Raw genomic sequence first — 21,340 nt, 5'->3', positions numbered from 1 at the left:
CATGGCAGGAAACCTGATCCAAATCACCGATGCCGGACGGGCCGCGCTGGTCGCGCAGGGCAATACCGGCACCACGGCGCGCAAGGTCGTCTCGATCGGCCTCGCGACGGCCAGCTTCGCCTTCGATCGCGGCCTGCAGGCGCTGCCCAACGAGCGCAAGCGCGTGACCACCTTCGGCGGCGACAACGTCGCGCCCGACACCATCCACGTCGTGATCCAGGACGATACGAGCGATCAGTATTCGTTGTTCGGCTTCGGGCTCTATCTCGACAACGGCGTGCTGTTCGGCGTGTACGTGCAGGACACGGCGATCATGGAGAAGTCGCCCTCGGCGATCCTGCTGCTGGCGGCCGATGCGGTGTTCGCGAGCATCGATGCCTCGCAGCTGCAGTTCGGGCCCACCAGTTTTCTCAACCCGCCGGCAACGACCATCCGCCAGGGCGTGGTCGAGCTGGCCACGCAGGACGAGGTCAAGGCGGGCACGGACGATGTTCGCGCGGTCACGCCGCTGGGCGCGGCCAAGCGCTATATGTCGTATGACGGCGGGGTCTTCAACGGACCGGTCGGCGTGCGCGGTGTGGCGGGGAACGACAATGCGCAGCTCAACATCTCGCCGGCCGGCGGCGCGCTGAGCCTGGAAGGCAAGCTGCGCTTCTCGGCCACGTTTGGCGACGCGAAGGTCGGGGACACCATGCCGCGAGTCGCCGCGTCGATCAACGCCGGCTTCAATGGCGGTGTGTGGGGAAGCGAATACCTCGACTTCCATCTCAACTACGTGCCGAACGATGCGCATGACGATGCCAACATGACACGCGTGATGCGCCTGACCCAAGGTCAGCGCACGCTGTTCGGCACGATCAACGACGATGGGGTCTCGACCATCCAGTCGGCCGGCGACATTGTCGGGCTCGGCGCCCTGACGATCGGTCGCGGCAAGGCTCGCGCGATCGCCAATACCGATGACCGCACCGCCTACTTCGCCGCCATGGGTGACGGCAACACCATGCTCGGTGCAACCGGCAGCGGCGTCACTTCGCTGGTCACTGCAAACCAGGAGCGCGTGCGCGTGCTGCCGTCAGGGCGCGTGCTGGTCGGCACAACGGCTGACGACGGCCGTAATCAACTGCAGGTTGCCGGCAGTATCAAGGCGTCAACCGGAATCACCTCGGAGCAACTCGACACGGGCGGCGCGAACTTCCGCGCCACCAGCGGTGACTATGGCGCGATGATCCGCAACGACGGCCGCTCCGTCTACCTGCTGTCGACCAGACAAGGCGACCCGACAGGGCAGTTCAGCGACTTCAGGCCGTTCTCGTGGGAGCACGCCAACGGCCGCGTCATGATCGACGGCAGCGCGAACGGCACCACGCTGGGCGGCACGGTTGCCGTGCTGGGTGAGTTGCATGTCGGCCTGAATCAGAATCAGGGCTCGGTACGAGTCGGCCCCATCGACGGCTTCCTGTATTCGAACCAGGACGGCTACGGCTGGTGGACGCCGAGCCATGGCGCATTCCAGTACTACATCGCCGACCGCACCTTCCGCGTCGACGGCCAGCGAGTCTGGACCGAGGCGATGGTGGATCCGCTGGACAAGCGCGTGGGCGGCATAGTGTCCGGCGACGTCACGATCGCGGATGGCAAGCGACTGCTGCTCGGCGACGGCACGCCAAGCACGCCGTCGCTCGCATTCGCGATCGACAGCGCCCTGGACACGGGCCTTTTCCACAATGGCGACGGCCGCTTCGGCATCACTTGCAATTCGCAGCCGATCGTCCAGTTCGAAACTGGCGGCACGACCTTCAACGGTGTCGTGTCTGGCCCGACCCCGCCCGTCAACGATCGCTCGCGGCGACTCGCCACCACCGAATGGGTGCTCGCCGCGATCTCATCGTCCTCGGTTGGTCAGATCGTCTTCGAACCGCGTACCACGGTGCGCGCTGGCTACCTGAAAGCCAATGGCTCTCTCGTGAATCGGGCCGATTATCCCGATCTCTGGGCTTATGCCCAGGCGAGCGGCGCGCTGGTCTCCGACGCGGACTGGGCCAACGCACGCTGGGGCTGCTTCTCTACTGGTGACGGCTCGACCACCTTCCGACTGCCTGAACTGCGCGGTGAAACCATCCGTGCCTTGGACGATTCACGCGGCGTCGACGCGAATCGCGCGATCGGCTCCTGGCAGGACAGCCTGAATCGCTCGCACGCGCACAGCGCGAGCGCCGACGCGGTGGGCGATCACGTCCACAGCGCCTGGACTGACAGCCAAGGCTGGCATGGTCACCACGGACAAACCACCAGCGTCGGCGATCACCAGCACATCGCGCCCTACTCCGAGGCTGGCGTGTCGCCGTGGGGAGCGTATGCGCAGAACCAGGCAGGATCGAACGGCGGTCTCGACCATGACAACCCCTTGGCTTACACATCTCCGGCCGGCAGCCACGCTCACACCTTCGACACGGACGGCGCCGGTACGCATGCGCACAACGTCGGTATAGGCGGCGCCGGCGGTCACACCCACGCCATCACCGTCGCTGCCGACGGCGGCAACGAATCCCGTCCCCGAAACATCGCGCTGCTCGCCATGATCCGCGCCTACTAACCCTACGGACACCCAACCATGCTGATCCATCACTACAGCTCGTCCACCGGCGAGTACCTGAGCAGCGGCCAGCCCGACGCGGACCCGCGCAACGACGGCCGCTGGCTGATCCCCGCCAACGCGACGCTCGACGCCCCGCCGGAGCGCACGCCCACCAGTTGGCCGTTCTATCGCGACGGCGCCTGGTTCCTGCTGCCCGACTATCGCGGCCGGATCTGCTACCGCACCGACACCGGCGAGCCGGTCGAGATCTCGGTGGCCGGCAAGACCCCCGACGAGCTGGGCCTGACCACCGAGCCGCGTCCGTCGCCGCGCCACGCGTGGGTGGACGGTGCCTGGGTGGTGCCCGCCTCGGTGATCGCCGCCGAGCAGCAGGCCGCCGCGCAGCAGACCTTCGACATGCTGATGGCCAAGGCCAGGAAGGCCAACGAAGGCAAGGCCGATGCCTATGCGGCCGGCCAGCTCGACGACGAGGGCATCTATTACTTCAAGGCCTGGGCCGCCTATCAGATGGCCCTGGTTTCCGCCTTCGAGGGTGCGAGCTCGCCCGACGCGATCGTGTGGCCGTCGCAGCCGGCGCCCTATGTGCCGCCGAAGGCCGAGCCGCTGCCGCCGAACACGTCGACCTCGCCCAGCCCGACCAACTCGGCCGACACGAACGCGACGGCCGGCACGACGACGGACTCGAACGCCAGCACCACGCAGCCCGCCGCATCGGACCAGGCCCCGAGCCCGACCCAGGATCCGGCCGGCCAGTCGACGGCCGACCCGGCGCCTGCCGCGCAAGCCGCGCCCACCCAGGAATCGACGTCGGAGACGGCCAGCGCGCCGGCGCCGACCTCGACCGCGCAGCCGTAAGCCGCGCGCCGCATCACCCCGAACCCCTCTCACCACTGGAGATTTAGCTATGCCGCAGGATTACCACCACGGTGTACGCGTCATCGAAGTCACGGACGGCGGCCCGCCGATCCGCTCCGTCTCGACGGCCGTGCTCGGCATCGTCTGCACGGGCTCCGACGCCGACGACGCCACCTTCCCCCTCAACACCCCGGTGCTGCTGACCAACGTGGTCTCGGCGCTCGGCAAGGCCGGCACCAAGGGCACGCTGTACCGCACGCTCAACGCGATCGGCCAGCAGACCAAGCCGATCACGGTCGTGGTGCGCGTGCCGGACGGCAAGGACGACGCCGAAACCGCCTCGAACGTGATCGGCACGGTCACCGCCGACGGCAAGTACACGGGCGCCAAGGCGCTGCTGACGGCACAGGCGAGCCTGGGCGTGAAGCCGCGCATCCTGGTCGCGCCGGGCCTGGACACGCCGGCGGTGGCCAATGCGCTGGCGCCGATCGCGCAGTCGCTGCGCGCCTTCGTCTACGTCTCGGCCTACGGCTGCAAGACCAAGGAAGACGCGGTCACCTACCGCAAGCAGTTCGGCCAGCGCGAGCTGATGGTCGTGTGGCCGGATTTCCTCGGCTGGGACAGCACCACCAGCACCACCGTGACGATCCCCGCGCCGGCCATCGCCGCCGGCCTGCGCGCCAAGATCGACAACGACATCGGCTGGCACAAGACGCTCTCGAACGTCGTGGTCAACGGCGTGACGGGCATCTCGGCCGACGTGTCCTGGGACCTGCAGGACCCGGCCACCGACGCGGGCTACCTGAACGAGAACGAAGTGACGACGCTGGTGAACTACAACGGCTTCCGCTTCTGGGGCTCGCGCACCTGCGCGGCCGACACCAAGTTCGTGTTCGAGAACTACACGCGCACCGCGCAGGTGATCGCCGATTCGCTGGCCGAGGCCCAGATGGGCAATGTCGACGGCGCGCTGAACCCGTCGCTGGCCCGCGACATCATCGAGAACATCAACGGCTGGTTCCGCCGCCAGATCTCGAACGGCTACCTGATCGGCGGCAGCTCCTGGTACGACCCGGAGCCGAACACCTCCGACGAGCTCGCCTCGGGCGCGATGTACATCGACTACGACTACACGCCGGTGCCGCCGCTCGAGAACCTGATGCTGCGCCAGCGCTTCACCGACCGCTATCTCGCGACCTTCGCCGATCGCGTGACGGCCTAACCACGGCCCAACCTGGAGTCAGACACGATGGGAATGCCACGCAAACTCAAGAATTTCAACCTGTTCTACAACGGCAACCGTTTCGCCGGTGAGGTGCAGGAACTCGAGCTGCCCAAGCTCAAACGCAAGACCGAATCCTGGCAGGGCGCCGGCATGAGCGGCCCGGTCAAGCTGGACCTCGGCAACGAGGAAATCCAGCTGGTCTGGACCTGCGGCGGGTTCATGGAAGACGTGCTCGGCCAGTGGGGCATCACCACCCACGACGGCGTGCTGCTGCGCTTCGCCGGCGCCTACCAGGCCGAGGACAGCGCGAAGTACGACTCGGTCGAGATCGTGGTGCGCGGCCGCCACGAGGAAATCGACATGGGCAAGGCCAAGGTCAAGGACGACACCAGCTTCAAGGTCACGACCAACGCCAGCTACTACAAGCTGTCGATCAACGGCTTCGTGCTGATCGAACTCGACTTCATCAACATGATCGAGAACGTCAACGGCACGGACCTCGCCTCCGGCCTGCGCAACGCGATCGGCCTGTAACACCCCGGCCGCGCCCACCGGCGCGGCACCGCTTTCCCTCACCTCAACCTAGCCACCATGAGTGACGACATGAACACGGAAAACCAGGACCCGACGCGCACCAGCGACAACGCCGCGAACACGCACACGCTCGACACGCCGATCGCGCGCGGCGAGCAGACGATCACCCAGGTGATGCTGGCCAAGCCCGATGCCGGCGCGCTGCGCGGCACCTCGCTGTCGGCGCTCGTCAACCTCGACGTCGACGCGCTGTGCAAGGTGCTGCCGCGCATCACGAGCCCGGCGCTGACCGCCGCCGACGTGCGCGCCATGGACCCCGCCGATCTGGTCTCGCTGGGAGGCATCTTCGCCGGTTTTTTGATGCCGAAGTCGCTGAAAGCGAGCATGGAATCCCCGAGCGCGTAGAAGACGCGATGGCGGACATCGCGACGGTGTTCCACTGGGCGCCGCGCGAGATGGACGGCTTCTCCCTGACGGAGCTGATGGACTGGCGCGAACGCGCACGGATACGTAGCGGACACGAGGAAACATGAACGACGCCGACAAGCTGCGCGTGATGCTGGACACCATCACCGCCTGGACCCAGTCCGCGCAGGACGCGCTCAAGCGCGCGTCCAAGCCCGCCGAGGCATTCAACAAAGACATCGAGAAGCTGGGCGAGGAGCTCGACAGGCTCGGCAAGCAGCAGGACTCGGTGAAGTCGTTCCGCGCCATGCGCGGCGAGCTGGCCGGCACCTCGAAGGAGCTGGCCGCCGCGCAGGCGCGCTTCAACGCGCTATCGCGCGGCATGCGCGCCTCCGGAGCGCCCTCGCAGCAGATGATCGGCGAGCTGGCCAGCGCGCGCGGCGCACTGATCGAGCTCGGCACCCGGCACAAGAGCCAGACCCAGGCGGTGCGCGAGCTGCGCGACGAACTCGGCCGCGCCGGGCTCGGCACGCGCGAGCTGGCCGCGCATCACCGCAAGCTCAATGCCGACATCGCCGACACCAGGAGTGCCTTGGACCGCGCGACGCAAGCCGAGGAGCGCCGCAAGAGACTGGCGGAGAACGCCCAGGTCCTCAAGGAAACCGGCGAGTCGCTGCGCGAGGCCGGCAAGTCCGTCCTGGAGGGCCTGCACAAGGCGATCGACGCCTCGAAGGAGGTCGACGACGCGCGCGCGCAGATCCGCGCGCTCGGCGTCGACGAGCAGACCGCGCGGCAGGCCGAACGCTACGCGCGCACCGCCAACTCGCCGGGTATCAGCATGGCCGGCAGCCTCGGCCTGATGCGCGACTCGCTGCAGATGACCAGCACCGAGGCGCTGGCGGAAACGCTCAGCACCGCGGTCGCGAAGATGCAGTTCAGCAACCTGGCCAAGTACGACGACAAGGAGGCCAAGGCCAACAACGCCAAGGTCACGGCCCTGCTGGCCGTCGCGCACGATCGCGACGGTTTCAAGGACATCGCGGGCATCGCGCGGGAAACCGACGCGATCCAGAAGCTGATGAACATCTCGGCCGGCGACATCAAGCCCGCCGAGTGGGCCGGCTTCATGAAGGCCGGCGGCGACGCGGCCAAGGGCCTGAGCACGGACGCGCTCTACTTCCAGATGAGGTCGCTGTTCGACACGGTGGGCAGCGGCGCGGCCGCCGGCAAGGGCATGGCCGCCCTGGTCAACCAGCTCGCGCAGGGACACACCACCGCGAAGGCCACGCAGAACCTGGTCGATCTCGGCTTCATCGACCGCAAGGCGGTCCACCACGACAAGGACGGCGCCGTGACCGGCTTCGACCAGGGCGCCTTGAGAGGCGACGCCTTGCTGCAAAGCTCGCCGCTCGCCTGGGTGGACGCCGTGCTGGTGCCCGCGCTCGCGAAGAAGGGCATCAAGGACGACGACAAGGTCGCCGAGCTGCTCAATTCGATCCTCCCCAATGCCGATGCCGCGAAGCTGCTCATGTCGATTTACCAGCATCGCAGCGACATGAAGCAGGACGAGGAGAGCGGCAGCAAGGCAGCCGGCGTCGACGCCAGCGCGCAGGCCGCCAGCGGGCTCACGCGCGCCAAGGAAGCCGCCGTGCATGCCCAGTTCGACACGCTCAAGGCGCACATCGGCGAAACCGTCACGCCGCTCTACAACAGCGGCCTCGACATGGCCGTCGGCGCCCTCACCAAGCTCAACGCCTTCATCACCAATCACAGCGGCGCGGCGCGGGTGATCGGCACGGTGGTCGCCGCGGTCGCCGGCCTGGTGTTCGGGCTCGGCTCGCTGCTGGGCGTGCTGTCCAGCGTGGTCGGCGCCTATGCCCTGGTGCGCAATACGATGAGCGTGCTGGGACTGCGCGGCAGCCTGCTCACGCGGGGGCTCGGCTTGGCCAGCGGCGGCTGGCGCATGCTCGCCGGCAGCGCGACGGCCGCCGGCCGGGTGCTGGCCTCGACCGCCTCGAGCGTGGGCGGCGCCATGTCGACGCTCGGCACGCGCGCGCTCGACGCGGCCGGCGCCGCCTGGCGCGGGCTCGGCAGCGGCGCAGCCGCCGGCGGCCGGATCGCGCGCAACACCTGGACGGCCGGCCGCGGCGCGGCGGGCGCCGTCGGCTCACGCCTGGCCTCGGCCGGCGGCGGCATCTGGAACGCGCTCGGCAGCGGCGCGGCCCGCGCCGCCTCGGGCCTGCGCCTGGTCGGCGGCGCCGTGACGACGGTCGGCCGGCTGCTGTTGACCACCCCGATCGGCGCCGTGATCGCCGTGATCGCGCTGGCTGCCTACGCGATCTATCGCAACTGGGAGCCAATCAAGGCCTTCCTGGTTTCGATGGGCGAGGCTATCGGAAGGGTGTTCTCGTGGATCGGCGAGCAGCTCTCCAGCGTGTTCGGCGGCAGCCTGTCAGGCATCCTCCAGACCATCCTCGACTGGTCGCCGATCGGCGCGTTCTACCAGGTGTTCGCGGGCGTGCTCAAGTGGTTCGGCGTCGACCTGCCCGGCACCTTCACCGAGTTCGGCGCCAACCTGATCAAGCGCCTGATCGACGGCGTCTCGTCGATCTCGCTGAGCGGGCTGTGGAAGTCGATCACCGACAACCCGATCTACAAGGCGCTGTTCGGCGACGCGAAGGAGGAGCCGGCGGGACAGGATCCGGCGGCGGCCGGCGGCACGCCCGAGCAGCAGGCGGCGCAGCGCGCCGCGCGCGTCAAGACCGGCGCCAAGGCGGCCGCGGCCGCCATCTCGGGCGCCGCGGCGGCCTTGCCGGCCGGCGCCGCCGCGGTTCCGCCGCCGAGCGCGCCGATCACCACGCCGACGGTGCCGATCGACCGCCGCCCGCCGCTCAACGCGGCAGCGCACGGCACGCCCTTCCACGCGCCGACGGTGAGCTCGAACGTCACCATCAACGTCTACCCGACGCCGGGCATGGACGAGAGGGCCGTCGCCAACCTGATCAAGGCCGCCCTCGACAAGCAGGCGGCCCAGGATCGCCAGCGCGCCACCGCCGCACTGACCGACTAACCCGGAGCCCCCTCATGCTGATGTCCCTCGACCAGTTCGTGTTCAGCCTCACCTCGGCGCCGTTCCAGCAGCTCGGGCGCGCGCGCGGCTGGAAGCACGCCTCGAAAACGCGGGTCGGCCGGCGCGACGCGCGCCAGTACGTCGGCCCCGGCGACGACATCATCACGCTCGACGGCGTGGTCGCGCCCGAGACGATCGGCTCGATCGCCTCGATCGACGAACTCGCCGCGATGGCCGACCACGGCGACGCCTACGTGCTGGTGGACGGCAGCGGCAACGTCTATGGCGCCTACCTGATCACCGCGCTCAACGAGACGCAGACCTATCACACGCCCGAGGGCGTGGCGCGCCATATCGCCTTCACGCTGACGCTCACGCGCGTCGACGACGCGGAGCTGCGCATGACCGACGACAACGCCGATCCCGCCGGCGGCAACGGCGGCGCCGACGCCGGCTCGACGACCGGCACCCCCACCTCGCAAACCGGGACCGCCTGATGCCGAGCAATTCGAACCAACGCACCCCGGCCGAGCGGCGCCGCATCGCGCGCGTCGAATCGCAGCCCGACTACCGGATCACGCTCGACGGCCGCGATATCTCGATGCTGTTCGCGCCGCGCCTGGAATCGCTGACGATCACCGAGAACCGCGCCGACCAGGCCGACACGGTGGACATCACGCTCGACGACACGCGCGGCGACCTGGCGCTGCCCACGCTCGGCGCCGAGCTGAAGGTGGCGATCGGCTGGAGCGGCGAGCCGCTGGTGGACAAGGGCACCTACATCGTCAACACGGTGAGCTGGTCGGGCACGCCGGACACGCTGTCGGTCAGCGCGCATTCGGCCGCGATGAGCGAGGGCATGCAGCAGCGCCGCGAGCGCAGCTGGCACCGGCAGACCATCGGCGCGATCGTGCAGGCGATCGCCGCGCGCTACGCGCTGCAGCCGGTGGTGGGCGCGGCGCTGGCCGCCATCCAGATCGCCCATGTCGACCAGACCCACGAATCCGACATGTCCTTCCTGACGCGCCTGGCCAAGCGCTACGACGCGGTGATGAACGTCAAGGACAAGCGGCTGCTGTTCATGCCGATCGACACCGGCAAGAGCGCGAGCGGCAAGCCGCTGGCGGTGCTCGCGCTGACCCGCGCCGACGGCGACCATCACCAGTACCGCTCGGCCGATCGCGACAAGTACGACGCGGTGCGCGCCAACTACCACTCGAACGGCAAGGGGCGCCGCCTGTCGGTGACGGTGAAGGGCGAGACCAGCAGGAACGTCAAGGTGCTGATCGACGACTACGCCTCGCAGGAGGAGGCGATGGCCGCGGCCCAGGCCGAGTACAAGCGCATGCAGCGCGGCAGGCAGACACTGTCCTATTCGCTCGCGCGCGGCCGGCCCGAGGTGTTCCCGGAAACGCCGGTCAGCTTCAGCGGGCTCAAGCCCGAGATCGACGCGATCGAATGGCTGATCAAGAGCGCGCGGCACACGCTCGACAACAATGGCCTGCAGACGGAGCTCGAGCTGGAGACGCGCGAGGACGCCCAGGCGGACAAGAAGAACGCCGGCAAGACGGCGACGCCGGGCGCCGCGTCGTGAGCCCGGCGAGCGGCGACGGCGCGTGGTGAAAGCGCGTGGCTCGAGCGCGGCGCGGGAAACCGGCCGCGAGCGGAGATCAGGTCATCAGGAGAAGTCGGGCCGAAGAACTCGACCCGGGCGGCGGAGGTGCCGATGAAGATGCCGGCGCTGGTGCGGATCCAGCTGTCGGCGACATGCCGGGAACAGCGCGCGGCGCTAGCGCGGTGCCGCGGCCGCGCCGCCCTGCCCTTCCTCGCCGCGAACCAGCATGGCGCGCACCTGGCCGAGCGTCGTCATCGCGGCCAGCGCCGCCTCCAGCACCACGCCCACCGAATCGATCGCGGTATCGATCGCCGCGGCCGCCTCGGCCCGCTCGTCCGCGTCGAGATGCGCGGCGGTGTGCAGGGTCGGTGCGACGAGCAGATGCGCGGCCGGATTGACTGGCCGCTCGGCCAGCGGCGCGACACCGTTCATGCGTTCGAAGGGCTTCGTGTTGCTGTGCATTTGTTCTGGTCTCCCACGGACACGTTCGACAACAGCGCCGCGCGGCAGCGGATCGCCTCGGAATGGCAGCGCGTGTCAGCAAGATAATACTGTATATCCATACAGTATCAAGCTGTCGAATCTCTCAGCGCAGGCTGACGATTGCCTCGCGGAGGTCCGCAATGGCACGCCCGGCGCGCCATTCGGTACTCACTTCCGGGTCTTGCCGGCGCGTTCGGCCTTGAGCCGCTCGACCTCGGCCATGGCCCGCTCGACGTTCTCGGCCATGCGCTGGTCGAGCGCGGCGCGGCGGTTTTCGGCGAGCCGTTTGACGCGCGGCGCGCTCGAGCCCTCGCCGCCCGAGGTCATCGAGCCGGTGTTGATGCAGGTGGCGATGAAACCCTGCACGGCGGCCTTGCCGGCCTCGTTGAGCTGGCGGTAGCCGTCGACCAGGTCGCCCTCGTCGGCCGGCAGCACCGCCGGGCTGACCTCGCCGGTCAGCACGTACCAGATGTCGACGCCCACCTCGCGCAGCGCCAGCAGATAACGCGCGTCGGGCGCGCTGACGTCGGCCTCGTAATTGAGCTGCGTCTTGTGCTTGAGGCCTCCCAGCGCGGCAAATTCTGGCTGACTCAAGCCCAGGCGCATCCGCTCGCCGCGCAGCCGTTTCCCCACACTATCCATTAAATTTCCATCCAAGTTGTTGACGTCCATAAAAATGGATGACACACTGAGCTGACATTAACGCAAGACTAAGCGAGCCAGTATACCGACCGTGAAGACCGCCAAAGGACCCCGCCGCTCCCCGCGTTTCGCCCTGTCGAGCAAGCCGCTCTATGTGCATCTGTCCGAGCTCGAGCGCGGCGAACTCGAGCGCGCCGCGCAGGCGCAGAACCGCTCGCTGTCGAGCACCGCGCGCAGCCTGCTGATCGGCGCGATGCGCGCCGCGCGCCTGGCCGCCGGCAAGCCCGAGGGATGAGCGCGATGCCCGCCCGCGCCATGCAGCACCCCAACCCCATACCAAGTCGAAACCCGAGCGAACGGCCGGCCGCGGCCCCGCTCACCGCCTCGTCCGGAGGACCTCCATCATGCGCATCCTGAATCGCTGCCCGCATTGCCGGACGCGCGCCACCGCGCGCACCAGCCGCGAAATGTCGCCGACCTTTCGCGAAGTCACCTACCAGTGCAACAACGTCGAATGCGGGCACACCTACGTGGTGAACATGGAGTTCGCGCGCACCCTCTCGCCCTCGGCCATGCCCGATCCGACGCTGCAGTTGCCGGTCTCGCCGCACGTGCGTGAACGCGGCGAGCAGCAGCTCGACCTGCCCGTCTAAACCCGCCCTTCCGCGTTTCGTCGTCCCCTCGCATCGCGCCCGCGTGGCGTGAGGGGATCCGTTTGCCCGAAAAAAGAGAAAAGCATGACGCACCCTGTTCCAGGGTCGATCGCCCCGGCGCTCGACCCGGGCACCCTGCTGCCCGAAATCGGCGCGCGGCGCGGCCTGGCTGCCGCCTGTGGCGCCTGCTGTTCGCTGGTGGCGCCGCTGCCGGCCGACGTTTCGACCGGTGATTCGTTCTGTTGCTCGTCTTGCGGCTCGTCTTGCGGCTCGACCTGCCGATCGACCTGCTGCTCGTCCTGCTGCTCGTCCTGCTGCTCGTCCTGCCATTCGGCAAGCGCCTCGACCCGCCGATCGCCCCGCGCCTCGTCCTGCCTCGCACCGCGCCAGGCCTCGCTGCGCGCGTGCTGGGAACACCTGCGCCTGATCGGCGACTTCGAGGCGGCGATGCGCCATCGCGCGCTGCGCCATGCCGTCGAGGCCGCGGCCCGCCTGATGCGCGAACGCGCCCTGCACCTGCACCTGCCGCTGACCCTGCCGTGCCACCCGCCCCGCTCCTTGTCCTTGTCCCGCTCCATCCCGGAGGCCTGCCGATGAATTCCCACCCGATAGCCCCGCATGACGCGGTGCTACATGCCGCGATCGCCGCCGCGGCCGCCGCCACCCCAGCCGGCACCTCCCGGCAGTTCCTCGCCGCGCTCGCGGCACGGCTCGCGCTCGGCTTCCCCGCCTCGGCCGAGGCGCTGCGCGCGCTCGACTGCGCGAGCGACCCGCAATCCACGGAGCCCCGCCCCTGACCATGGCCTCGATCGACGAACTGAAGCAGCGCATCGACCTGCACGAACTGGCCGAGCGCCTGGGCCTGAAGCGCGGACGCGGCGGCGAACGCGCGCTCTATCACTCGCCGCATCACGAGGACCGCAGCCCCTCGCTGTCGATCTACGTGGACCACCCGAAGCACGGCACCGGCTGGCGCGACCACAGCGCCGACGCCGGCGGCTCCTGCGTGGACCTGGTGATGCACGCGCGCGGCGGCAGCCTGGCCGACGCGCTGCGCTACCTGCACGACAGCTACGGGATCGCCGCCACGCGCCCCGCGACGGCCGAGCGGCGCCCCAAGTCGACCCTCGACTACATCGCCGAGCGCTGCCTGGCCGCGCGAGAAGGCGTGCGCGACTACCTGCTCGGCCGCGCCATCACGCCCGAGGCGATCGACGCCGCGTTCGCCGCGCGCACGCTCGGCTTCAACGACTGGAGCAGCGCCCGGATCGCCGCCGGCGAAGTGGGCCACGGCGGGCCGGCGGCCGCCTTCATCGTGCGCGGGCCGCGCGACGGCCAACTGGTGGCGGTCGACATGCGCTATCTGGACCCCGCCCTGAACGGCGCGGTGAAGACCCAGACCCAGGGCGAGAAGGCCGGCCACGGCTGGACCGCCGACGCGCGGCGCCTGGAGCGCGCGCGGCGCGTGGTCCTGGTCGAAAGCGCGATCAACGCGCTGTCGATCGACAGTTGCGCGCTGCCCGGCACGGCGGCCTTCGCGCTGCGCGGGCTGTGCAACGTCGGCCAGCTCGACTTCAGCTTCCTGCGCGGCAAGCAGGTGCTGATCTGCCTGGACAACGACGCGCCCTTCGCCGAGGGCCATCCGCGTGCCGGCCATCGTCCCGGCCCGGAAGCGTCCTGGGCGCTCTACGAGACGCTCACCGGCCTGAACATCGGCGCGATGCTGGTCGACCAGGCCGGCTGGTTGCGCGAGGCGGCCCAGGGCGGCGGCGCCGGCGAGCCGATCAACGACGTCAACGACTACCTGCGCGAGCGCGGCGCGGCCGAGCTCGCGCGCGCGCTCGAGCAGACCGAGCCCTGGCTGATCGCGGGCCTGCCCGGCGACGCCACGCGGCGCGGCCGCCCGCGCATCTTCCTGCCCTCGCACGACTTCGCGCAGTACTGGCGCTTTCGCGTGCGCGCCGACTTCACCAGCCACATCAGCAAGATGGAGCGCAACGAGGAAAGCGGCGCCGAGACGCCGGTGCTGGCCGACCTCTGCGGCTTCCGGATCGCCGGCATCAGCCGCGTCTCGGTGGCCAGCGCCACCGCCACCATGACCGGCGACGAGGACCAGGCGCCCACCGTCTACTTCGCGGTCTCGGTGCAGGCGCCGCGCCACGGCGCGCAACTGATCCGCCGCGTGATGCTCGACGACCAGCTGCACAACGTCGACCAGTGGAACAAGTTCGGCCCGATCTGGGCGCCGGCGCCGTTCAAGCGCATGGTGAACATCCTCGAGCGCGGCGCCGACCTGGGCGCGCGCCAGGCCGCGAACTTCGTGGGCCTGGCCTGGCGCGACGGCCGGCTGATCGTCAACGAAGGCCCCGACTGTTATTTCACCGAGGCCGACAAGCAGTGCCCGTATCACAACCTCAGCTTCCCCAGCGGCCCGGTGGCCGACGCGCGGCGCGTGATCGCCGCCTACCAGCAGACCTTCCGCCAGAACGCCGCGACCGTTCCGCTGGTGTGGGCGCTCGGCGGTCACCTGAAGGCCCTGCTCGGCTTCTGGCCGCACCTGACGGTGCAGGCCAACAAGGGCGCCGGCAAGTCGACGCTGATCAAGCGGCTCGAGCGCACGCTGGCCTTCACGATGTTCTCGGGCCAGTCGCTGCAGACCGAATTCCGCCTGCTCACCAGCATCAGCCACACCAGTCACCCGATCGGCTGGGAGGAGCTGTCGGCGCGCCGCCAGGACGTGATCGACAAGGCCGTCGGCCTGCTGCAGGAGAACTACCAGTACACCGTCACGCGGCGCGGCAGCGACATGACCGAGTACCTGCTGTGCGCGCCGGTGATGCTGGCCGGCGAGGACGTGCCGGTGCGCAGCCTGCTCGGCAAGCTGGTGCGCACCACCCTGACCGGCAAGCGCGGCCCGCTGCTGCCCGACGAGCTGCCGCGCTTCCCGGTACGCCAGTGGCTCGAGTTCCTGGCCGGGCTGAACCGGCGCGCCGTGCTCGAGCATTACGCGACGCTGCGCGACAAGGCGCTGGCCAACTGCCGCGCCAGCGGCGAGGACGACGGCGCGCGGCGCATGGCCGGCAACTACGCGGCGCTCGCGCTGGCCTGGCGCTATCTGTGCGAGTTCGCCGGCATGGATCCGGCCGAGGGCGAGTTCGCGCGCGACCTGCTCACCGAGATGAACGGCCACGTGGCCGAGACCAGCGCCGATCGCGAGCCCTGGGTCTGGATCATGGAGACGGTGCTCTCGGAGATCGACGGCGGCAACTACCAGCATCCCTTCACCTTCGACACCATCGACGGCGAGTTCTGCCTGCTGCTGCGCACCGGCCACGTGATGGACCACCTCGCCCACACCAGCGCGCTGCGCGAGAAGTGGAACGCGCTGCCGGTGAAGTCGGATCGCATCTTCAAGGCGCAGCTCAAGCAGGCGGGCGTGGTGGTGGGCGAGAAGGAGGTCGAGCGGCGCATCTACACGCGGCGCGTGCCCTACCTGACGCCGGTCTCGCTCGAGCGGCTGGCCGGCTTCGGGCTGCACGTGTCGATCCGCGAGGATCTCGCCTCCGACGCGCTGGCCAGGAGCCCGGCATGAAGGCGCCGATCACGATGGCGCTCGGCCGCCGTATCGACTCGCCCCCCGCGCCCCCCGCCGATCGATCCGGCCGGGCGCGAGCGCGGGCCCGGAAGCAAGGGGGCCTGCCCGCCTCGATCGCCTCGCCGGGGTACCCGGGCAGCGCGCAGGACTCGTGGCTGGCGCGGGCATTGGCGCCCAAGTGCTTGATTCGCAAGACATCGCCTGCCGCGACAGCGCCCCGCCGCGCCATCAGTCCCGCTGTTTTCACCACCAGTCGGCCAAACCAGACGCGGCGCCCCTGCTTGTCTCTCTCTCTTCAAATCATTGAAGGAAAAGGAAAAGAAAGGGGCGGGGAAGGCCAGCACGAAGCCGCGCCGCGCGCCACGAGTCGCGGCTGTTCCGCCATCGGTGACAAACGCCGCCGGGATGACGCGCCATCAGTCGCCACCGCCCGCCAGCCATCGCCGATGGCCACCCATGGCACCCGAAACCCTTGCCGATCAAGGACTTGCCCATGAATTCCACGAATCCCGCGAGTCCATGGCTTGCGCTGCCGGTGCCCGCGCCGCGCGAGGCCGGGATCGAGCCGCCGGCGCCGCTGGCCACCCTCGACCTGGCCGGCGCGGCCGCGCTGCTCGGCGCGCATCCGGAAACCATCCGGCTCAAGGCCCGCGCCGGCCAACTGCCGGGCCGCAAGGTCGGCAAGCGCTGGATCTTCTCGACCCTGGCCCTGCAGCGCTACCTCGCGGGCGAATGGCTGCCGCGCGAAACGCCGGCCGCCCCCGTCAACGTCACCGTTACTTCGGAACCCCTCGCCCCATGTCGCTCTACAAACGAAAAACCAGCCCGAACTGGCAATACAAGCTCTACCCCCCAGGCGGCGGAACGCCGCTACAGGGAAGCACTGGCACCCGCGACAAGGAGCAGGCGCAGGAATTCCACGACCGGCTGAAGGTGCAGCTGTGGAACCAGGCGCGGCTGGGCGTGAGGCAGCGCCACAGCTGGAACGAGGCGGTGATCCGCTACGTCACCGAGCGCGAGGGCCTGCCCAGCCTGGAAACCTCGAAGACGCACCTGCGCTGGCTCGACCGGCATCTCGCGGGCCTGGCGCTGGATCGGATCGACCGCGAACGCATCGACGCGATCGCGCTGGCCAAGCGCCAGGAACCGCTCACGGTGCGCACCCGCGAGGGCGTGGTGACCACCGGGCGCGGTGCCAGCGCGGCCACCGTGCGGCGCGTGATCGGCGTGCTGAAGGCGGTGCTGAACGCGGCCGTCGAATGGGAATGGCTGGATCGCGCGCCGGTCACGCGGCGCACCCGGCTGCCCGAGAAGCGCATCCGCTGGCTCACGCCGGCCCAGTCCGAGCGGCTACTGGCCGAGCTGCCCACGCACCTGGCCGAGATGGCGCGCTTCAGCCTCGAGACCGGCCTGCGCCGCTCCAACGTCACCGGCCTGCAGTGGTCACAGGTCGACCTGGAGCGCCGCGTGGCCTGGATCCATCCCGACCAGGCGAAGGCGAGGAAGGCGATCACCGTGCCGCTCTCTGATACCGCGCTGGCCGTGCTGCAGCGCCAGCAAGGCGCGCCACGAGCGCCGGGCTGCCGCGACAGCGTGTTCGTCTATCGCGGCCGGCCGGTCCACCAGACCTCGACGCTGGCCTGGCACAAGGCGCTCGAGCGCGCCGGCATCGCCGACTTCCGCTGGCACGACCTGCGCCATACCTGGGCCAGCTGGCACGTGCAACGCGGCACGCCGCTGCAGGTGCTCAAGGAACTGGGCGGCTGGGAGACGCTGGAGATGGTGCAGCGTTATGCGCACCTGTCGGCGGACCACCTCGCGCAATGGGTCAGGCCGCTGACGGCCGATACCACGCCGCTGCCGGTCCGTCGCGGGGACGCCGGGGACGAAGAAAACGGGCACTGAATCAGAAGGGCCGCGTGAACGGGAACAGGCGCGGCTGCAATCCAGCTGCACACGATATCGACGAAAACGGGGAAAAACCGCTGAGAGCCTTACGGCGATTGGCGCGCCCGGCTGGGATCGAACCAGCAACCCCTGCCTTCGGAGGGCAGTACTCTATCCATTGAGCTACGGGCGCTTCGGGAAACCGTGTCACGACCCTCGAAAACCCGGGCGGGACGGCGGCAAGAGCGAGAGCATACCTTGTTTCCATGACAGCGTCCACCGCCCGCGGCGGCCCGCCGCCTTGCGGGTAAACGCCCGCCGCGCGGAGCCCTTCCGCTCGAAAAAGAGGCGTCTATAATCATCGGTGCTTCCGCCAACAGACATTCTGCCGCAGCCGAACCCGAGCAAAATTCCTACTCACGGAGACGAGGCCAGCATGAGTGAAGCGCCCCACCACGAAGCGCCCATCAAGACGCCCGGGCAACTGATCGCCGTGATCGTCGCGTCGTTCGCGATCCCGATCGTCATCATCATCCTGTTCGCCACCTACGCCAACCACGTGTTCCGCACCGGCGCCGGCACCGACAGCCTGTCGGACGCGGCGGTGGCCGCGCGCATCGCGCCGCTCGCGCAGGTCGACGTCAAGGATGCCAACGCGCCGCGCAGCTACAAGAGCGGCGAGGAAATCTACAAGGCGGTCTGCGTGACCTGCCACGCCAGCGGCGCGGCCGGCGCACCCAAGTTCGGCAATGCCGGCGACTGGGCGCCGCGCATCGCGCAGGGCTACGACACGCTGCTGCACGTGGCGCTGACCGGCAAGGGCGCGATGCCCGCGCGCGGCGGCACCAGCCCCGACGACGTCAGCGATTTCGAAATCGCGCGCGCCGTCGTCTACATGGCGAACAACAGCGGCGCGAAGTTCGCGGATCCGGTGCAGCCGGCGGCCGGCGCCGCGGCAGGCGCATCCGGCGCGGCGACCGCCGGCGGCGCCTCGGACGCGAGCGCGAATGCCGCGTCCGGCGCCTCGGCGGTGCCCGATGCTGCGGCGGCCGCCAATGCGCAGGCCGCCGCCGCGATGGCCGCCATCGCCGCCCTGCCCAAGGCCGGTGCCGCGCCGGCCGTCGCGCCCGGTGGCGCGGGCGCGGGCAAGGCGCTGTACGACTCGGTGTGCGTGGCCTGTCACGCGGCCGGCGTGCTCGGCGCGCCCAAGTTCGGCAACAAGGCCGACTGGGCGCCGCGCCTGAAGGATTCGATGGACACCGTCTACAACTACGCGCTGCACGGCAAGGGTTCGATGCCGCCCAAGGGCGGCTCGAACGCGCCCGACGACCAGGTCAAGGCCGCCGTCGATTACATGGTGGGCGCGGCAAAGTAAGCCGCGCACCGGGCCGACCACAAAAAAATGGCCCGTGTCCGCTTCAGGCGGCACGGGCCATCTTCATTCATGGATCTTTGCGCCGCGAGCCCGGCGGCTACTTCTGCAGCAGCGCCTTCAGGCTCGCCAGCCGGTCCTTCGGCGTCATCGGCGCCTCCTCGGGAGTGGGCGGCGGCGCCTCGTCCAGGCCCATCTCGACGATGAAGCGCGAAGGCTCGCAGACGATCGTCTCGCGCGCCCGCTTGCGCTTCTTGCACCAGTTCAGGTGCAGGCTGCGCTGCGCGCGCGTGATCGCCACGTACATCAGGCGCCGCTCCTCCTCGATGCGCTCGTCGTCGATCGTGTCGTCCTCGCTGCCGCCGCGATGCGGCATCACGCCTTCCTCCACGCCGACCAGGAACACGTGCGGATACTCGAGCCCCTTCGAGGCGTGCACGGTGGACAGGCGCACCGCGTCGGGATCCTCCTCCTTGCCCTCCAGCATCGACATCAGCGCGACGGTCTGGATCAGGCCCAGCAGGTTCTTGCCGGTATCGGCCAGGCCGTCGGCGTTGTGGAAGCCCTCGGCCTCGCCGTCGACCGCCTCGGTTTCCGGCTTGGTGCCCTTGCGCTTCAACCACTCGAGGAATTCCAGCACGTTCTGCCACTTGCTCTGCGCCTGGCGCTCGTCGAAGGCGTCGTACAGGTAGGCCTCGTAGTGGATCGCCTCCATCATGTCGTCGAGCACGGTGGTGGCGGGATCCTTGTCGGCGCGCTCGGTCAGGCGCTGGATGAAGTCGCAGAACATGCGCAGCGGCTCGATCTGCCGCGCCGACAGCCGCGCCTCGATGCCGCCCATGTAGACCGCCTCGAACAGCGACACCTTGGCCTGCCCCGCGTAGGAGCCGAGCGCCTCCAGCGTGGTGTTGCCGATCCCGCGGCGCGGCGTGGTGACGGCGCGGATGAAGGCGGGATCGTCGTCGGCGTTGGCGATCAGGCGCAGGTAGGCGCACAGGTCCTTGATCTCGGCCTTGTCGAAGAAGGACTGGCCGCCCGACAGCACGTAGGGGATCCGCTCGCGGCGCAGCACCTGCTCGAAGATGCGCGCCTGGAAATTGCCGCGGTAGAGGATCGCGTAGTCGCGAAACTGGGTGCGCCGCTCGAACTTGTGCGCCGAGAGCCGGAACACCACCGATTCGGCCTCGTGCTCCTCGTCGTTGCAGGGCGTCACGGTGATGGTGTCGCCCATGCCGTGCTCGGACCACAGCTTCTTCTCGAACAGCTTCGGGTTGTTGGCGATCACGTTGTTGGCGGCGGTCAGGATCCGCACCGTCGAGCGGTAGTTCTGCTCGAGCTTGACCAGGTGCAGCTTCGGGAAATCCTTGCCGAGCTGGGCCAGGTTCTCCAGCGTCGCGCCGCGCCAGCCGTAGATCGCCTGGTCGTCGTCGCCGACCGCCGTGAAGGCCGCGCGCGGCCCGGCCAGCAGCTTGAGCAGCTCGTACTGGCAGGCGTTGGTGTCCTGGTACTCGTCGATCAGCAGGTAGCGCAGCTTGTTCTGCCAGCGATCGCGCACCGACTCGTTCGCCGCGAACAGCTCGGTGGGCAGGCGGATCAGGTCGTCGAAGTCGACCGCCTGGTAGGCGTGCAGGGTGGCCACGTAGTTGCGGTAGACCAGCGCGGCCTGCTGCTCGTCCTCGTTGGCGGCGATCGCCAGCGCCTGCTCGGGCGTCACCAGCCCGTTCTTCCAGAGCGAGATGATGTTCTGGATCTTGCGGATCAGCCCCTTGTCGGTGGTGCCCATCTGCTCCTGCACCATGCCGAAGCAGTCGTCCGAATCCATGATCGAGAACTGCGGCTTGAGGCCGACGTGCTCGGCTTCCTGGCGCAGGATCTGCACGCCCAGCGAGTGGAAGGTGCAGACCGTCAGCTGGTTGACCGGCACCTTGCGGCCTTCCTTGCCGGGCGTGGTCAGCGTCTTGCCTTCCAGCAGCTTGCCGACGCGCTCGCGCATCTCGGCGGCGGCCTTGTTGGTGAAGGTGACGGCCGCGATATGGCGCGGCTCGAAACCCTTGTTCTCGATCAGGTGGGCGATCTTCTGCGTGATCACGCGCGTCTTGCCGCTGCCCGCGCCGGCGAGCACGAGACAGGGACCGTCGAGATAGCGCACCGCTTCGCTTTGAGCGGCATTGAGACCTGCGGACATGGTGACTGGCGGACTGGAAATGCGGGTGACGGCGCCGCCGCCGCGCCTTGGGGCGGGCGCGGTGCGCGCGGCCTGAGCGGCTCGCGCGATGCGGAAAACGACGGACGCGGGAGGGCGCATGTTAACACGCCGCGCGCGATGGAACCGTGACGCGCGCGCGGCGACGGCGACGACGCGCGAGGGCGGCCCGGGCGGCGTGCCGGGCAGCGGCCGGAAAGCA

18 protein-coding genes, 1 tRNA gene and 2 pseudogenes are annotated in these 21,340 nt (G+C 69.3%); 17 read left to right on the top strand and 4 right to left on the bottom strand.

Annotated elements, in window-relative coordinates:
* Position 1: 1 nt before the first annotated feature.
* The 9 genes and pseudogenes from FB600_RS19795 to FB600_RS19755 all read left to right on the top strand — a co-directional run bounded on the left by FB600_RS19795 (position 2) and on the right by FB600_RS19755 (position 10,282).
* Positions 2–2,596 carry a phage tail protein gene (locus FB600_RS19795; protein WP_098181417.1) on the top strand — a complete coding sequence of 865 codons (2,595 nt, stop codon included), beginning with the start codon at positions 2–4 and terminating at the stop codon, positions 2,594–2,596.
* Between the two features lie 18 nt (positions 2,597–2,614).
* Positions 2,615–3,250, top strand: a pseudogene (locus FB600_RS19790) (tail fiber assembly protein); the annotation flags it as partial.
* A gap of 253 nt (positions 3,251–3,503) precedes the next feature.
* Positions 3,504–4,676 carry a phage tail sheath protein gene (locus FB600_RS19785; protein WP_025097759.1) on the top strand — a complete coding sequence of 391 codons (1,173 nt, stop codon included), beginning with the start codon at positions 3,504–3,506 and terminating at the stop codon, positions 4,674–4,676.
* Positions 4,677–4,703: 27 nt separating this feature from the next.
* Entirely contained in the window at positions 4,704–5,213 is a 510-nt protein-coding gene (locus FB600_RS19780; RefSeq protein ID WP_013696219.1) for a phage major tail tube protein, read from the top strand.
* 69 nt (positions 5,214–5,282) lie between these two features.
* Positions 5,283–5,618 carry a phage tail assembly protein gene (locus tag FB600_RS19775; protein ID WP_096749937.1) on the top strand — a complete coding sequence of 112 codons (336 nt, stop codon included), beginning with the start codon at positions 5,283–5,285 and terminating at the stop codon, positions 5,616–5,618.
* Positions 5,619–5,626: 8 nt separating this feature from the next.
* A complete protein-coding gene (locus FB600_RS19770) occupies positions 5,627–5,746 on the top strand; it encodes a GpE family phage tail protein (protein ID WP_013696217.1) in 120 nt (39 codons plus the stop codon).
* On the top strand, positions 5,743–8,688 hold the full coding sequence (locus FB600_RS19765) for a hypothetical protein (protein ID WP_145757256.1): 2,946 nt from the start codon (positions 5,743–5,745) through the stop codon (positions 8,686–8,688). The genes FB600_RS19770 and FB600_RS19765 overlap by 4 nt, the downstream gene beginning before the upstream one ends.
* 14 nt (positions 8,689–8,702) lie before the next feature.
* A complete protein-coding gene (locus FB600_RS19760) occupies positions 8,703–9,185 on the top strand; it encodes a phage tail protein (protein WP_096749939.1) in 483 nt (160 codons plus the stop codon).
* Complete coding sequence (locus FB600_RS19755) at positions 9,185–10,282, top strand: phage late control D family protein (RefSeq protein WP_145757257.1); 1,098 nt, start codon at positions 9,185–9,187, stop codon at positions 10,280–10,282. Before FB600_RS19760 ends, FB600_RS19755 begins: the two co-directional genes overlap by 1 nt.
* Before the next feature lie 195 nt (positions 10,283–10,477).
* On the opposite strand, the gene FB600_RS19750 is transcribed toward FB600_RS19755, so the two are convergent.
* On the bottom strand, positions 10,478–10,765 hold the full coding sequence (locus FB600_RS19750) for a hypothetical protein (RefSeq protein ID WP_046580238.1): 288 nt from the start codon (positions 10,763–10,765) through the stop codon (positions 10,478–10,480).
* A 189-nt stretch (positions 10,766–10,954) separates the two neighbouring features.
* Positions 10,955–11,428 (bottom strand): helix-turn-helix domain-containing protein, encoded by a 474-nt coding sequence (locus FB600_RS19745; RefSeq protein ID WP_098154677.1) that lies wholly within the window; start codon positions 11,426–11,428, stop codon positions 10,955–10,957.
* Between the two features lie 91 nt (positions 11,429–11,519).
* Here FB600_RS19745 and FB600_RS19740 point away from each other — a divergent pair, with 91 nt between their 5' ends.
* From FB600_RS19740 to FB600_RS19710, 7 genes and pseudogenes are all read left to right on the top strand, one after another.
* On the top strand, positions 11,520–11,723 hold the full coding sequence (locus FB600_RS19740; RefSeq protein ID WP_013696212.1) for a hypothetical protein: 204 nt from the start codon (positions 11,520–11,522) through the stop codon (positions 11,721–11,723).
* 109 nt (positions 11,724–11,832) lie between these two features.
* Entirely contained in the window at positions 11,833–12,081 is a 249-nt protein-coding gene (locus tag FB600_RS19735; RefSeq protein ID WP_025097752.1) for an ogr/Delta-like zinc finger family protein, read from the top strand.
* An 84-nt stretch (positions 12,082–12,165) separates the two neighbouring features.
* Entirely contained in the window at positions 12,166–12,678 is a 513-nt protein-coding gene (locus FB600_RS19730) for a hypothetical protein (RefSeq protein ID WP_145757258.1), read from the top strand.
* Positions 12,675–12,878 (top strand): hypothetical protein, encoded by a 204-nt coding sequence (locus tag FB600_RS19725; protein ID WP_017920741.1) that lies wholly within the window; start codon positions 12,675–12,677, stop codon positions 12,876–12,878. The genes FB600_RS19730 and FB600_RS19725 overlap by 4 nt, the downstream gene beginning before the upstream one ends.
* A gap of 2 nt (positions 12,879–12,880) precedes the next feature.
* Positions 12,881–15,673 (top strand): toprim domain-containing protein, encoded by a 2,793-nt coding sequence (locus tag FB600_RS19720; protein ID WP_145757259.1) that lies wholly within the window; start codon positions 12,881–12,883, stop codon positions 15,671–15,673.
* Positions 15,674–16,169: 496 nt separating this feature from the next.
* Positions 16,170–16,391 (top strand): annotated as a pseudogene (locus FB600_RS38180) (DNA-binding protein); the annotation flags it as partial.
* A gap of 83 nt (positions 16,392–16,474) precedes the next feature.
* A complete protein-coding gene (locus tag FB600_RS19710) occupies positions 16,475–17,581 on the top strand; it encodes a tyrosine-type recombinase/integrase (RefSeq protein ID WP_145757260.1) in 1,107 nt (368 codons plus the stop codon).
* A gap of 99 nt (positions 17,582–17,680) precedes the next feature.
* Here the strand turns inward: FB600_RS19710 and FB600_RS19705 are convergent.
* Positions 17,681–17,756: transfer RNA gene (locus tag FB600_RS19705), tRNA-Arg, on the bottom strand.
* A 243-nt stretch (positions 17,757–17,999) separates the two neighbouring features.
* Here FB600_RS19705 and FB600_RS19700 point away from each other — a divergent pair.
* Positions 18,000–18,938, top strand: coding sequence for a c-type cytochrome (locus FB600_RS19700; RefSeq protein ID WP_036048662.1), 939 nt, complete (start codon positions 18,000–18,002; stop codon positions 18,936–18,938).
* Between the two features lie 97 nt (positions 18,939–19,035).
* Here FB600_RS19700 and FB600_RS19695 read toward each other — a convergent pair whose 3' ends face one another.
* Complete coding sequence (locus FB600_RS19695; RefSeq protein ID WP_017920316.1) at positions 19,036–21,120, bottom strand: UvrD-helicase domain-containing protein; 2,085 nt, start codon at positions 21,118–21,120, stop codon at positions 19,036–19,038.
* Between the last annotated feature and the right edge of the window lie 220 nt (positions 21,121–21,340).

It is taken from the genome of Burkholderia sp. SJZ089 (genome assembly GCF_007828315.1).
In the GTDB taxonomy this organism is placed as follows: Bacteria; Pseudomonadota; Gammaproteobacteria; order Burkholderiales; family Burkholderiaceae; genus Burkholderia; species Burkholderia gladioli.
This window is presented reverse-complemented; position numbering and strand designations above follow the sequence as displayed.